Raw genomic sequence first — 14162 nt, 5'->3', positions numbered from 1 at the left:
GGCTTACCCCCTTTCCCCTGTTTTTCCTGCTTGCAGGCCGGCGTTGCCAACCTCCAACTCCGGCTTTACGTTCAGGAGGCGCAGCGCATCACCCATAACCCTCGAAAACACCGGCGCAGCAATCTCACCACCGTAGTATTCGCCGGACTGCGGCGCATCCACCGTTACAACCGTCACGATTCTCGGATTATCAATGGGCGCCATTCCGGCAAAAATCCCTTTGTACTGGCTATCCTCGTATCCGTTTGCGCCCACCAGGTGAACCGTTCCGGTTTTCCCTCCGGCTTTGTAAAGGCCGGGCTGAGCTCGCCTGCCCGTGCCACGCGCAACCGCCTCGCCCAGCATGACTCGCACATCATTGGCTACGCGCTCGGACAGCACTCGCTGGCCAACAGGCTTTTCATTCAGCTTCATTAAACTAAGGGGGTATTTCACTCCACCGTTAGCAAGCACCATGTAGGCTTGAGCCAACTGCAGCGCATTCACACTCATCCCGTAGCCGTATGAGAGCGTGGCCTCTTCGACAGGGCGCCATTTCGGCGGTGCCGGCAAGACACCCACAGCCTCACCGGGAAATCCCACACCGGTTGGCTGTCCAAGGCCGAGTCGCGCATAAAGGTTGCGAATAGTGTCACCACCCAAATCGTTGGCAATTTTGCTGATACCCACGTTGCTGGATTTGACGATGATATCGGTAAGACTTATGACTCCGTAATTCCGGTGATCACGAATCGTAAAACGGCCAAATCGCCGATGGCCAGGCGATGTATCGATCATTGTGTTGGTGGGGTACCTGCCGGACTCAAGCGCCGCGGCCATGGTGAGCGGTTTCATGGTGGAACCAGGCTCGAACAGATCGGTGATAGCCTTGTTGCGCACATTCTCGGGCTCAAGTTGGCTGCGGTCGTTCGGGTTGTAAGACCCCTGATTAACCATAGCAAGCACTTCACCGGTGTTAACGTCCAACATGACGAGAGTTCCACCTCGCGCGCTTTGGGCACTGACCATCGATTGCAATTCACGATAGGCTAGATACTGAAGGCGCAGATCAATACTCAGCTCAAGGTTATGACCGGGGCTGGCGTCCCGGATGAGCGTAAGATCCTTGATGATGCGCCCACGATTATCCTTAAGCACTCGCTTGCGACCAGACTCGCCTGATAGCCAATCGTTGTACGCCAGTTCAAGGCCCTCTTGGCCCTGCTCATCAATATTGGTGAAACCGACAACGTGGGCGGTAACCTCTGCGGCCGGGTAATACCGACGATATTCCTGGCGCGTGTATATTCCCGGAATGTCCAGATCCATGGCTTTTGCAGCCAGCCCGGGTTGTATCTTTCGACGAAGGTAAATGAATTCGCGGCCCGAGTAGGTTGCCAGGCGCTCACGCAGCCTTGCCTCGCTGATGTCCAGAACCCGGGCCAGATTGGCCAGGCGAGGTTCGTCGGGATCGCTCTCAGACGGGTTAGCCCAAAGCGTTTGCACCGGAGTGCTCACTGCGAGGGGCTCGCCATAGCGATCCGTGATCACGCCACGGTGTGCATCAATCGTTTCTACGCGAATCGTGCGGACGTCACCTTGCTTGCGCAGGAAATCGTTATCCACAACTTGCAGATCAACCAGGCGCCAACCGAGCGCAAACACAACCAGCAGAAACACGCCCAGCACCGTACCGAAGCGCCAGGCCTTCAACCCTGCAGCTATCTTCTGGCTCAATGTTCCTGCTGACTCCTGATTGGACAATCAGATCACCTTGGGATTGTTGTTATCGTGAATTACCGGGATGCTAACGGCGACATCAGCGGCACCAGAACAATGTCCTCACGCCCTGGAACCACCATGCCAAATCGCTCCGCCGCGAGTTTTTCCACGCGACCGTACCCTCCCAGAGCACTCTGTTCGAGAAGCAACTGGCTCCACTCCGCCTGAAAACGATCGCGCTCGGTTTGCAGCTGAGACAGCGAGTTAAAAAGCTCGCGATTCTCATGGGCGCTTACAACCACGCCAATCGATGACGCTACCAGCAGCACCGCAAGACCCAGCGACACCAAAACTGTTTTTTGACGCAGGGCGCCAAATACGCGCCGCGAAATTCGCACGGCAGCAACAACGCCCTCGCGAACCTTTTCTTTATTCAGCTTGACCGGCTTTACTGCCGTCTCTATGGCGACTGCGCCCATAGTTACGTGCTCCCCTGCGATTTCTGTTTATTGTCTATGCGCTCCAAAACCCTCATAACAGCGCTACGGGCACGTACATTCTCATTAACTTCACCGGCACCAGCCTTGTTCGCTTTGCCGATCAACCGGAAATCCGATTCTTCTTGCTCGGCCGTCACCGGTATTCCTTTCGGCAGCCTGGGGCCACGGGCGAGATCTCGCATGAAGCGTTTTACCAATCGATCTTCCAGCGAATGAAAACTGATAACGACAAGTCGCCCGCCCGGCGCCAGACGATCAACGGCAACCCGCAACCCAGCCTCGAGATCTTCGAGTTCACGATTAATAAAAATGCGAACCGCCTGAAACGTGCGGGTTGCGGGATGCTTGTGCTTCTCTTTTTTCGGTACCGCTTCGCTCACCAGGCTTGCCAGTTGAAGCGTGGTTTCAATCGGCACTTCTTTGCGGCGTTCAACAACCAATCGGGCAATACGACGGGAAAAACGCTCTTCACCGTAGCGAAAAATGACGTCAGCGATTTCACGCTCTTCGGCACTGGCAAGCCATTCGGCCGCGCTCGGCGCCTGCAATGGATTCATCCGCATGTCGAGCGGCCCATCACGCATAAAGCTGAAGCCTCTTGATGCGTCATCTAACTGCGGCGAAGACACGCCGAGATCCATCAGCACTCCATTGACCTTTTCCCGGCCTGCTTCCGATATCGCACGGCCGAGCTCGGCAAATGAGCCATGAAAATACCCAAAGCGTGGATCATCCGCCGCGAGCTCTTCCGCTACACGGATAGCCTCAGGATCTTTATCGATACCCAGCAACTGCCCGGACACACTCAATTGCCCGAGAATGAGCTGGCTGTGACCGCCCCGACCAAACGTGGCGTCCACATAAAGGCCATCGGGGTTGCTGATCAGGTAGTCAACCGCCGAATCCAGTAGAACCGAGCGATGCGAGAACCCTGCTCCGCTTTCTTCCCTGCGATCAGAGGTCATAAGGAAAGCGCCTCCATCTCGGGCGGCATATCCTCATCACCGGACGACTCATCAAGCCACGTGAACCAGCGCTCTTCGCTCCACAACTCCAGCTTTTTGCCTTGCCCGATGAGCATCAGTTTTTTCTCGAGATGGGCATAGCTGCGCAACGTGGGTGGCACCAGAATGCGACCTGCCGAATCCATCTCCATGGGTGCGGCATTACCAAGCAGCAGCCTCTGAAGACGTCGTGCGGCTTTATTCATGTTAGGGAGCGCCTCTATTTTAGGGCGTAGCATCTCCCACTCGGGCTCCGGGTAAACCAGCAAACACCGCTCTTCATCGGCATTTGCTGTCAATACAATGCGGCCACCGCAAGCCTGCGCGAGGCCTTCGCGCACCTTGGTGGGGATCGCAAGGCGACCCTTTGCATCCATATTGATGGCATGACTGCCGAGAAAATTACTCATTTACACCGTCTCTGAAGACCTGAAAACCACAAATAACCACTAGAAACCACTTTTTCCCACTTGTGCACACTATAGAAACACGCAATTCACAATGCAAGCGCCGCTAACAGCGGCCCTCTTGGGAAAGTTCCTTTTATGACAATAGGTTACGAGCATTGACGTGAGGAAAAGATAACATTACGGAAAAGAAAAGAAGAAAAATCAAACACCTGCAAAAGTGTTTGAAGAAGACGTGCGAGGTTTAAGATTTTTTGGCTATAAGAACCGCGCCATCAGAATGATCACGCGTTACAAACTAAGAAAAAAAGGCGAGCTCGCCGATAAGCCGGGTTCTGTCTTGGACAGTCATTCATCTAGGGCCTGCGTCACCACAGGCCTCAAGCAACCTACCCGAGTCCAGCGCGGGCCACGCCATAGGACTCCTATTTGGTCTTGCTCCAGGTGGGGTTTACCTTCGCCGTGAACTGTTGCCAGCCACGCGGTGCGCTCTTACCGCACCGTTTCACCCTTACCGGTCCTCGCGAACGTGTCACGAGCACTTAGGCGGTTTGCTCTCTGTTGCACTTTCCGTCGGCTCGCGCCGCCCAGGCGTTACCTGGCACCTTGCCCTGCGGAGCCCGGACTTTCCTCCCCCGAATATAACCGGCGGCGACTGTCTGGCGAGCTCGGCCGAGACAATACTACTGCACCAACCACCATGCAAGGAAAAGCACCTAACGCGATACTCAGCTGTCTTTGAGTTCCAGAGCACGCTGGTACAGTTCGTTTTTGCCCATCCCGGTCAGCTCGGAAGCAATTCTTGCAGCTTTCTTAAGAGGCAACTCCGCCACCAGAAGATTCAACAACCGGTCTACGTCAAGCGCACCCGCCATTAAGCCGGCCTCGGATTTATCGGCGCCCCGCACCATAACAACGAATTCGCCACGGTTTCCATGAGGATCTTCTGTCAGTGCGGCAAGCACCTGAGCCGCCTCGCCTGAATAAAAGGTTTCGAAGGTTTTCGTAATCTCACGGCCCAGCACAATGTCGCGGCGTGGGCCCATAACTTCCGCTATGTCCGCCACCGTATCCAGAATTCTGTGAGGTGATTCATAGAAAACCAGCGTTGCCATCTCCTTTCGAAGCTCATCCAGAGCGGTCCGCCGGCCAGAGCGCTTTGCAGGCAAAAAACCCATGAACAAAAAGCGATCCGTCGGCAGGCCTGCCGCACTTAATGCAGCAACCAGTGCACAAGGCCCGGGAATCGGGCTAACCCGAACGCCTTCTGCCCTTGCGTCACGAACCAACACGTAACCCGGATCAGAGATCAACGGCGTACCGGCGTCTGAAATCAACGCAACATCTGCGCCCCCCAACAATTTCTCCAGTATGCTCTGAACCCGACCCCGCTCATTGTGATCATGTAATGCAATCAAGGGTTTTTGAACACCTATATGTTGAAGCAGGCGCCCGCTATGGCGGGTGTCTTCTGCCGCAATAACCGCCACCTCCGAGAGCACTTTGACTGCGCGCGGGGAAAGATCCTCCAAATTACCAATAGGGGTAGCAACGATATAAAGCGTTCCACGGTTATCGCCCGGTTTTTTCGTCTGCATAGCTGAGTGATTCAATTCAGATGTCAAAATGTGTGCCTCGCGCGCAGGAACCAGCGGTACCATGACACCTGCGTCATGTGAATTGGCTCGGGAGCTGTTAAACTTGCCACCATCAGATCGTCGCCACAAGCCCAAACCTCCGGAATCCATAGAGCTCGCCATGACCAAAAACAGTATTAACCATCGCGCCCTGGCCGGTATATTTACCCTGACCTTACTATTGGTCGGCTGCGCCGGTATCGACCTGGACTCACAAGTGGCCAGGTCTCCAGCCCAAGCGCTTGAGCTTGCCGCCAAAGAAAGCAACACCGAAACGGCACAGCGATACCTGCTGAAAGTCGCGAGCCGTTTTCAAGATCGCGGAGAACATCAAGCGGCCCGCACATTACTGCAGAGCGATCAGTTGGCGCAACCTGCACCGCCACTGCAAGCGCAAAAGCTGCTGCTTTCCATGGCGAGCATCGTCGCTCTGGATGATCGGGAATGGGCCGACGCTGTTGTCAACGCACTCTCATCGGACAACTTCAGAAACTACAGTGCAGACCTTGTTAACCGCGCAGCGAGCCTTCAAGCCGCCACATACGCTCTTGCGGGCGATCGCCTTTCAGCTGCCATGACCCTGATGCTTCTTTCACAGACAGACAGCAGCATTAATCCGCAACAGATTCACGATCAGATCTGGGCATTTCTGAAAGCCGTTCCGGATCAAAAACTCGCCGCCGCAGACGAAAGCACCATTGGTTTTGAGACTCAAGGATGGCTTGCGCTCGCAAAAAAGGTGCGCGCCCCCGGTTTGAGCATTGATGACCAGGGCAGGATTATCCGCCGCTGGCAAAATGACTGGCCCGGGCACCCCGCGGCGCAGGTATTGCCGTCCGAACTGCAGCTCATAGCCGGTCTGGCAGAAAACCAGCCTGAAAAAATCGTTTTGGCGCTACCGCTTAAAGGGCCTTTGGCCAGCGCAGGCAAAGCCATCCGGGACGGCTTTCTTGCAGCCTACTATCAGGACGATTCAGCGGATCGCAGCAAAACCGACATCCGCATTGTGGACACCTCGGATCAACCCTTTGATCAGTTATATAAGGAACTCGCGGCAAAAGACATTGACCTTATTATAGGACCGCTTGAGAAGGATGCACTGGCAAGCCTTACCAGCATGAGGACGCTGCCCGTTCCTGCGCTCGGGCTCAACTATCTGGCGGCTGACAAAACGGCGCCAGACGGTCTCTATCAGTTTGGCCTCTCCGCTGAAGACGAAGCACGTCAGATTGCAGACCGACTCTCTGAGCAGAATATCAACCAGGCTCTGGCGCTTATTCCCCAGGGCGAATGGGGCGATCGTATTGAGGCGGCACTGTTGGAGCGCATGCAGCACAATGGCTCTGTGGCGCTGGATATCGAACGTTTCTCCCGTGAAGACAACCTGCGGGCAATTACGGCCGACTTGTTAGGCATTACCGTATCCCGGGACCGGGCGATTCAGGTAGAACGAACCATTGGCCTCAATGTGGAGTTCGAACCACGGCGGCGCCAGGATGTTGATGCAATTGTTATGGTGGCTCAGCCTGCAATTGCGCGCCAGTTCAAGCCCCTGTTTGCATTTTACTTTGGCGGCGACCTACCGGTGTACTCTCCATCCATCGTTTACGAAGGCACGCCGGACCCGGCTCGAGATCGCGACCTCAATGAGGTTATATTCACCGATATTCCCTGGGTGCTCGACGAGAAAAACCCTTTGCGCGAAGAGGCCACCAAGGCATTGCCAGATACCCGGGGCCAGCTTGGCAGGCTGTTTGCCATGGGGGCAGACGCCTGGAAACTGAGCAAACGTCTGCCCCTGCTGCGCCAGGTTCGAACTGCCAGAGTCGATGGCCAGACCGGCGAATTAACAATGACCTCCGAAGGCCGCGTTCATCGAGATCAACTGTGGGCGCAATTTCGCAGCGGAACGCCTGACTTGCTGCCTCAGCCAGTCGCTCCCGCTGAGGAAGAGAATGACAAGCCCCCACAGGCATCGTTTAACTGAGATCTTACCTCGCCCAAGGACGAACAACGCCATGGAAGGCCGCAAAGCTATCGGAACACATTTTGAAGGCGTCGCAGAGAGGTACCTCAAGGCGCAAGGCGTGGATATTCGCGAGCGCAACGTCTATAACCGCGGTGGTGAAATCGATCTGATAGGGCTGGATAGCGATGTTCTCGTCTTCTTTGAAGTGCGCTATCGGGGAAGCGGTAGCCTTGTTGATCCCGCAGGTTCTATTTCTTACCCAAAACGACAACGACTGCTGAAGGCGGCTTCATTTTACCTGCATCGACACAATCTGTGGGACGCACTCAGCCGAATAGACGTCGTGGCCATCAGCCCGGGAACCGTTAAAAAATACCGGGTACAATGGATAAAAAATGCAATCCTGGCGGACGTATAGATTCTGATGAGCGACACAGAAAACCTGATCAATCAACTGTTTGCGAGCCACATGGAGCACACTGCCCAAGCAGCCAGCGCCGTGGGGCCCGCTATCGAGCAGGCGGCAGACGCATTTGTAAACGCCCTCCTTAACGATGGAAAAATTGTGACGTGTGCCAACGGCAACGCCAACGTCATCGGTCAGTATTTCTGCACGGCATTCCTGAACCGCTTCGAACAGGACCGGCCAGCACTGCCAGCAATCAACTTGGGAGCAGACGCCACTACTTACTCTGCGATCTGCCGCGACAATCGCTTCAACGACACGTTCTCACGCCAGGTCAAAGCTATCGGAAAACCCGGCGACCTACTCTTCGTGATCGTTGATGACGGTCACAAGGCGAACCTCATTCAGGCCATTCAGGCGGCCCATGACCGGGAAATGAACGTGGTGGTGCTGAGCGCGAGGGAGAAGTCTGACATTACGTCGCTGATGCACGCGGAAGACCATGAGATCGCACTCAACGACCTGTCACCAACAGAAGCCACGCCCGTGATGATGCTGGTGATTAACGCGCTGTGCTCTCTGGTCGACGGAAAGCTGTTTGGGGGCTGATAAAAAAACCGGCATCTGCCGGTTTTTTTATCAAATCAATAACTGACGACCGCCTACTTGACGACCTTGAGCGTTGGCCGGCCTGAAGGACGCTCTTCCTGGCCTTCAGTTTTCCCAGCCCCTTCCCGATCGTTGGTACCATCCGGATCAGGAGAGCCTGGTTCACTGCCAAACACCATACCTTCGCCATTTTCTTTAGCGTAGATAGCCAACACTGCCTGAAGCGGAATAAATACCTGCATTGGCACACCGCCAAATCGAGCGCTAAACTCCAGCGCCCCGTTACCCACCACAAGGTCGCGCACGGCACCCGGACTGACATTCAGAACGATCTGTCCGTTCGCCACATGTTCAGTAGGTACCTGAACACCCTGAATGCCGGCATCCACCACTAAATACGGAGTGCAGTCGTTATCCAGTATCCACTCGTTGAATGCCCGTACCAGATACGGGCGACTGGATGTCATGGTCACTTTGTTATCAGCCACTGCTTGCCTCCTCTTCCGTATAGCGAAACTCCGCCAAATCAGCTACGAATATCTTCTTCAAGATCAGAGAGGCTTGCCTTAAAACCTTCACGGTCAAAAATACTCTCCATATACTTATGCAGAGGCTTGGCCTGCTTATCGTTAAGCTCTATACCCAACGACGGTAACCGCCAAAGGATAGGTGCAATGCAGCAATCAACGATTGTAAATTCCTCAGAGAGGAAAAATGGCATCTCACCGAACAAAGGCGCGGTGGCAAGAAAGCTTTCACGAAGTTCTTTTCGGGCAGTTTCCGAAGCCTTGGCGTTTGGCTGGTGCAGAATCTGATCAACCAAACCACACCAGTCTTTCTGAATCCGATGGATCATCAGCCGACTGTTGGCTCGGGCAACAGGATAGACCGGCAGCAGCGGCGGATGTGGAAAGCGCTCATCAAGATACTCCATCATGATGTTAGGCTCATACAGAACCAGATCGCGATCTACCAGAGTCGGCAGGGCGTTATACGGATTCAGATCAGCCAACTCGGCTGGCGGATTGTCCGGGTCAACATCAACGACATCAACGGTAACGCCCTTCTCTGCCAACACAATGCGCACTCTGTGGCTATAGTGGCTGACTGGATCTGAGAAAAACGTCATCGATGACCGCTTGGTCACAACGCCCATAGAACTACCTCACGAATAAACAAACCGAAATGATCCTGAAAAACGCAAAAATTCCAGCGGGCCAGTTAACGCCCGCCAGAAATCAGGGATCAAGATTATACCTTATTTCTCAGTGTACGTCCTTCCAGTACTCACGATTGAGCAGATAGGCGAAGACAAAGAAAATAGCGACAAAGATCAAAACGAAAATTCCAAGGCGCTCGCGCTCAACTTTGATCGGATCCGCCATGTAAGACATGAAATTCGTCAGGTCGTACATGGCGCTGTCAAACTCGTCGCTGGACATGCTGCCTTCAATGGCGTAATCCGGGCAGGTACTTGCGTTGTTGATATTGCCGCTCAATGGCTCAACGCTGGCTTTTTTGCCAATGTTTGGCTCAACGGCACACAACCCCTGGAGGCTCACCAAAACGTGGGGCATACCCACATTGCCGTACACCACGTTATTTACACCCAGAGGGCGGGAGTCATCTTTGTAAAAACCGCGCAAATAGGAATAAACCCAGGACTCACCACGCAGACGTGTTTCCAGAGTAAGATCCGGCGGTGGAGCACCAAACCAGCCCGCAGCCATATCCTTGTTCATCGAGTTTTTCATCAACTCGCCGATGTTGGCGCCCGTAAATATAAGATTTTCCTTGTACAGAGCGACCGGAATATCAAGGTCATCCGCCACCCGCTTGTAGCGAGCGTACTCCATGGAATGACACCCCATGCAGTAGTTGGTGAAGGTAGCAACACCACGCTGCAAGGATACCTTGTCTGTATGATCCGTCTTGATGTGATCAAGCGAAACGCCCGCGCCCTCTGCCAGCCCGAGAACCGGCAGGAGCGCGATGAAAAGACCAAAAATCAGCTTTCTCATTATCCTGTCACCCTCTCTGGTACTGGCTTGGTTTTCTCCATGCGCGTATAAAACGGCATCAGAATGAAGTAGAGGAAGTACACGACTGTCAAAATCTGCGCGACGGTGGTTCGACCCTCAGTGGTAGGTACCAGGCCGAGATAACCGAGAATGACGAAACTCACTGCAAACAGTGCAAGCGCTATTTTGCTTAACCAACCCTTATAACGCATGGAACGCACCGGGCTTCTGTCCAACCAAGGCAAAACAAACAGAATCGCAATGGCACCGCCCATAACGACGACACCCCAGAATTTCGCCGGCAAGCCGAAAATATCAATCGTAACCGAGCGCAACATGGCATAAAAGGGTGTGAAGTACCAAACGGGTGCGATGTGCGCAGGCGTTTTCAGCGGGTTCGCCGGCTCAAAGTTTGGTTGTTCAAGGAATAGCCCACCCATCTCGGGAAAGAAGAACACCACCACAAAGAAGATGAAAAAGAATACCGCCACGCCCACAAGATCATGCACCGAGTAGTAAGGGTGGAACGGGATACCGTCTTTAGGAATACCGTTTTCATCTTTATTCTTTTTGATATCGATGCCATCGGGATTGTTGGAACCCACTTCATGCAAAGCAAGAATGTGGAGAACCACAAGTCCAAGCAAGACAATTGGCAACGCAACCACGTGCAATGCAAAAAAGCGATTCAGGGTAATACCGGAAATGAGGTAATCACCGCGAATCCACAGAGACAAGTCATCACCGATAACCGGAATGGCGCCAAACAGGTTTACGATAACCTGAGCACCCCAATAGGACATCTGGCCCCAGGGCAACAGATAGCCCATGAAAGCCTCTGCCATTAACGCCAGGTAAATCAGCATGCCAAACAGCCAGATTAGCTCGCGAGGCTTCTGATAAGAACCGTACATAAGACCACGAAACATGTGGAGATAAACCACAATGAAGAAGGCCGACGCGCCCGTAGAGTGCAAATAGCGCAACAACCAACCCCATTGCACGTCACGCATGATGTATTCAACAGACGCGAAAGCACCCTCACCGGTCGGGTTGTAACTCATGGTGAGCCATATACCGGTTACCAGTTGATTGACCAGCACAAGCATTGCCAAAGAGCCGAAAAAATACCAGATATTGAAATTTTTGGGCGCGTAATATTTCGCCAGGTGCTTATTCCAGGCGTCGACAACTGGCAGACGCTCGTCTACCCAATTAAGAAGCTTTTGCATTACGCTGCCTCCGGATCAAGACCAATCGTGAGAATCGCGTCATCGTCGTAGCGATAAGGCGGCACTTCGAGATTCAGCGGAGCAGGCTGCGCTTTGTAAACCCGGCCTGCCAAATCATAGCGAGATCCGTGGCACGGACAGAAAAAACCGCCCAACCAGTCTGCGCCAAGATCTGCAGGAGCAATTTCCGGACGATAGGTAGGCACACAGCCCAAGTGGGTACAAATGCCGACCAACACCGCTAATTCTGGTTTCAACGACCGCAATATACCCTCAACGTAGGGCGGCTGTTGCGGAGCTTCAGATTGGGGATCTTTAACCGTGTCGTTAAGCTTTTTTATATCATTTATCATTTCTTCTGTGCGGCGGACAAGCCAAACCGGCTTTCCACGCCATGCAACGGTAACCTGCTGGCCTGGCTCTATCTTGCTGACATTGACAGTTACCGGTGCACCAGCCGCCTCCGCTTTGGCACTGGGATTCCAGGATGCCACAAAAGGAACCGCCGCACCGACGACGCCGACACCACCTACCGCAGCCGTAGCACCTACCAGAAACCGCCGTCGACCTTGGCTCACGTCGCCATTATTCATTATGGTTTTCTCCGATCAGGCGATGTCACAGCCCGCAAGACAGCCGACAGTGTGCATCGAAAAGGACTTCACAACCCAAAATCATAAGCGTTCAGATGGTAATAAAATTACCATTCCCTTACAAGTCACAAAGGTCGCGGCCAGACAGGTCTTCTCTGTCTCAGATCAATTTGATCAACATTGGCACCTCTGACACAAAAAAACCCGACCAAATAGCCGGGCTTTTCTGAGATCTGCTCCAACGAACTTAACGCTTGGAGTATTGAGGACGCTTACGCGCCTTACGCAGACCCACTTTCTTACGCTCAACTTCGCGAGCATCACGGGTTACATAACCCGCTTTGCGCATCGCCGGACGCAGAGTCTCGTCGTAATCCATCAGAGCGCGGGTGAGGCCGTGGCGAATAGCGCCTGCCTGACCACTGATACCACCACCTTTAACAGTGATGTTGATATCAAATCGATCTGAAGATTCTGCAACAACCAGAGGTTGACGCACGATCATACGAAGAGTCTCACGACCGAAGAATTCTTCGATGGTGCGACCGTTGATAGAGATATTACCGCTTCCCGGCTTGATAAACACCCGAGCCGTGGACGTTTTGCGGCGACCGGTACCGTAATTTTGTGCTACAGACATATCCGCCTTCCGTTAAATGTCGAGTTCTTTGGGCTGCTGGGCTGTGTGAGGATGCTCAGCGCTGGCATAGATTTTCAGCTTTTTGAACATGGCACGACCAAGCGGGCCTTTCGGAAGCATGCCTTTTACAGACTTCTGAATAACCTGCTCAGGTGCTTTATCAACCAGCTTCTCAAAGCTGATAGATTTAATCCCACCCGGAAAGCCGGTATGACTGTAGTACATCTTGTCAGATGACTTGTTGCCGGTAACCCGCACTTGGCCTGCATTGATCACAACAATGTAATCGCCGGTGTCTACATGAGGGGTATACTCAGGCTTATGCTTGCCCCGCAGACGACGGGCGATTTCGGTTGAAAGACGACCCAGCGTCTTGCCGGCTGCATCTACAACGTACCAGTCACGTTTTACGGATTCTGGTTTCGCACTCAGAGTCTTCATTAATTCCGCCTTGAACGCTATAAAAAGAAACGTTAAAAACCACCAACGAAAAGTGTAATACACCCGGTGGAGGTTCTGTACCTGTAAATTGATCGGCAGCGACACTATTCGGGGCTGAGATAGTGACATCACCTTGAAAAGCCAGGGCGCGAAGTATACTCGAACGATTATTGAAAACCAACCCTGCCACGACTGTTTTATGATTCCTTTATCGCCATAACGACGGCCCAAACAGCGATCGGGTATTGGCAAACAACACGGAAGCCAGATATTCCGGCTGCTCACCCCGAATTTCTGCAAGACATTCCAGGATATTTCGCAGATATACGGGGGAGTTGTCGCCCGCTGCAACGCCTGCCGGCGCCATATCTGGCGCGTCTGTTTCAAGCACCAAGGCCTCAAGAGGCAGGCGCGCAAGGGTGTCCCGGGTTTTGCGAGCCCGGGGGTGCGTAATAACCCCTCCCACGCCAACAAAACACCCCAGATCAATCAGCTTTGTTGCCTGCTGATAACTGCCAGAAAAACCATGAAGCAACGCCTTGCCGCTCCAATTCCTGCGCCTCAGGGTCGCGTGAATTTCATCGTGGGTCTTTACAGAGTGCAAAACCAGAGGAAAGCCCAGCTTGGATGCCAGTTCAACCTGTGCTTCAAACCAGGGGAACTGCTCACTCACATCACCGTGCAATCGATCCAGCCCACACTCGCCAACAGCGATACAACGCTCGGGCTGTGCTAACAGAACCTGCTCCAAGGCCTCAAGGTCCTCGGCTGAATGTTCCCCCACAAACCATGGGTGAACACCAAGACAATAGAACAAGCCGGAGTGCGCCAAAGCCGTAACCCGGACACGTTCCCAGTCGTGACGACGCACGCCGGGAATGACCAGCCCGACCACACCTTTGTGTGAAGCAGTCTGAAGTTCGTCGGCTCTTCGCCCATCAAATTTGGGAAAATCAAAATGGCAATGAGCATCAACCAGTTTCAAAACCGCCTCCACCCGCT

16 protein-coding genes and 1 other RNA gene are annotated in these 14162 nt (G+C 53.6%); 3 read left to right on the top strand and 14 right to left on the bottom strand.

The window, feature by feature from the left end:
- Nucleotides 1–3: 3 nt before the first annotated feature.
- The 6 genes from ENI00_RS00805 to rsmI form a co-directional block, all read right to left on the bottom strand.
- Nucleotides 4–1743 carry a peptidoglycan D,D-transpeptidase FtsI family protein gene (locus ENI00_RS00805; RefSeq protein ID WP_304097391.1) on the bottom strand — a complete coding sequence of 580 codons (1740 nt, stop codon included), beginning with the start codon at nucleotides 1741–1743 and terminating at the stop codon, nucleotides 4–6.
- 32 nt (nucleotides 1744–1775) lie between these two features.
- Nucleotides 1776–2180 (bottom strand): cell division protein FtsL, encoded by a 405-nt coding sequence (gene ftsL / locus ENI00_RS00800; RefSeq protein ID WP_304097389.1) that lies wholly within the window; start codon nucleotides 2178–2180, stop codon nucleotides 1776–1778.
- A gap of 2 nt (nucleotides 2181–2182) precedes the next feature.
- Entirely contained in the window at nucleotides 2183–3166 is a 984-nt protein-coding gene (gene rsmH / locus ENI00_RS00795; protein ID WP_304097387.1) for a 16S rRNA (cytosine(1402)-N(4))-methyltransferase RsmH, read from the bottom strand.
- Entirely contained in the window at nucleotides 3163–3615 is a 453-nt protein-coding gene (gene mraZ, locus ENI00_RS00790; protein WP_304097384.1) for a division/cell wall cluster transcriptional repressor MraZ, read from the bottom strand. Before mraZ ends, rsmH begins: the two co-directional genes overlap by 4 nt.
- A 305-nt stretch (nucleotides 3616–3920) precedes the next feature.
- An RNA gene (rnpB, locus tag ENI00_RS00785) (RNase P RNA component class A) lies at nucleotides 3921–4283 on the bottom strand.
- A gap of 57 nt (nucleotides 4284–4340) precedes the next feature.
- On the bottom strand, nucleotides 4341–5210 hold the full coding sequence (rsmI, locus tag ENI00_RS00780) for a 16S rRNA (cytidine(1402)-2'-O)-methyltransferase (protein ID WP_304097382.1): 870 nt from the start codon (nucleotides 5208–5210) through the stop codon (nucleotides 4341–4343).
- A 61-nt stretch (nucleotides 5211–5271) separates the two neighbouring features.
- Here rsmI and ENI00_RS00775 point away from each other — a divergent pair, with 61 nt between their 5' ends.
- The 3 genes from ENI00_RS00775 to ENI00_RS00765 are packed head-to-tail and all read left to right on the top strand — an operon-like array spanning nucleotide 5272 to nucleotide 8233.
- Nucleotides 5272–7236, top strand: a complete 1965-nt coding sequence (locus ENI00_RS00775) for a penicillin-binding protein activator (protein WP_304097380.1) — start codon at nucleotides 5272–5274, stop codon at nucleotides 7234–7236.
- A 31-nt stretch (nucleotides 7237–7267) separates the two neighbouring features.
- Complete coding sequence (locus tag ENI00_RS00770; RefSeq protein WP_304097377.1) at nucleotides 7268–7636, top strand: YraN family protein; 369 nt, start codon at nucleotides 7268–7270, stop codon at nucleotides 7634–7636.
- Nucleotides 7637–7642: 6 nt separating this feature from the next.
- Nucleotides 7643–8233 carry an SIS domain-containing protein gene (locus tag ENI00_RS00765; protein WP_304097375.1) on the top strand — a complete coding sequence of 197 codons (591 nt, stop codon included), beginning with the start codon at nucleotides 7643–7645 and terminating at the stop codon, nucleotides 8231–8233.
- A 53-nt stretch (nucleotides 8234–8286) separates the two neighbouring features.
- Here ENI00_RS00765 and ENI00_RS00760 read toward each other — a convergent pair whose 3' ends face one another.
- The 8 genes from ENI00_RS00760 to ENI00_RS00725 all read right to left on the bottom strand — a co-directional run.
- Entirely contained in the window at nucleotides 8287–8700 is a 414-nt protein-coding gene (locus ENI00_RS00760; protein WP_304097524.1) for a ClpXP protease specificity-enhancing factor, read from the bottom strand.
- Nucleotides 8701–8759: 59 nt separating this feature from the next.
- The gene (locus ENI00_RS00755) at nucleotides 8760–9389 is read right to left on the bottom strand and encodes a glutathione S-transferase N-terminal domain-containing protein (protein WP_304097373.1); all 630 of its coding nucleotides are present in this window, start codon (nucleotides 9387–9389) and stop codon (nucleotides 8760–8762) included.
- Between the two features lie 109 nt (nucleotides 9390–9498).
- Nucleotides 9499–10254 carry a cytochrome c1 gene (locus ENI00_RS00750; RefSeq protein ID WP_304097370.1) on the bottom strand — a complete coding sequence of 252 codons (756 nt, stop codon included), beginning with the start codon at nucleotides 10252–10254 and terminating at the stop codon, nucleotides 9499–9501.
- Nucleotides 10254–11486 (bottom strand): cytochrome b, encoded by a 1233-nt coding sequence (locus tag ENI00_RS00745; RefSeq protein ID WP_304097367.1) that lies wholly within the window; start codon nucleotides 11484–11486, stop codon nucleotides 10254–10256. Before ENI00_RS00745 ends, ENI00_RS00750 begins: the two co-directional genes overlap by 1 nt.
- A complete protein-coding gene (petA, locus tag ENI00_RS00740; protein WP_304097364.1) occupies nucleotides 11486–12079 on the bottom strand; it encodes a ubiquinol-cytochrome c reductase iron-sulfur subunit in 594 nt (197 codons plus the stop codon). Before petA ends, ENI00_RS00745 begins: the two co-directional genes overlap by 1 nt.
- Nucleotides 12080–12326: 247 nt before the next feature.
- Nucleotides 12327–12719, bottom strand: a complete 393-nt coding sequence (gene rpsI / locus ENI00_RS00735; protein ID WP_304097361.1) for a 30S ribosomal protein S9 — start codon at nucleotides 12717–12719, stop codon at nucleotides 12327–12329.
- 12 nt (nucleotides 12720–12731) lie between these two features.
- Nucleotides 12732–13160, bottom strand: coding sequence for a 50S ribosomal protein L13 (gene rplM, locus ENI00_RS00730; RefSeq protein WP_304097358.1), 429 nt, complete (start codon nucleotides 13158–13160; stop codon nucleotides 12732–12734).
- A 208-nt stretch (nucleotides 13161–13368) separates the two neighbouring features.
- The coding region (locus tag ENI00_RS00725; RefSeq protein ID WP_349740296.1) for a TatD family hydrolase at nucleotides 13369–14162 on the bottom strand (794 nt) is incomplete at its 5' end.

The organism is Marinobacter antarcticus (genome assembly GCF_011049865.1).
Classification (GTDB): domain Bacteria; phylum Pseudomonadota; class Gammaproteobacteria; order Pseudomonadales; family Oleiphilaceae; genus Marinobacter; species Marinobacter antarcticus_A.
Note: the sequence above shows the minus strand (reverse complement) of the source record. Positions and strands in the feature narration are given on the sequence as shown.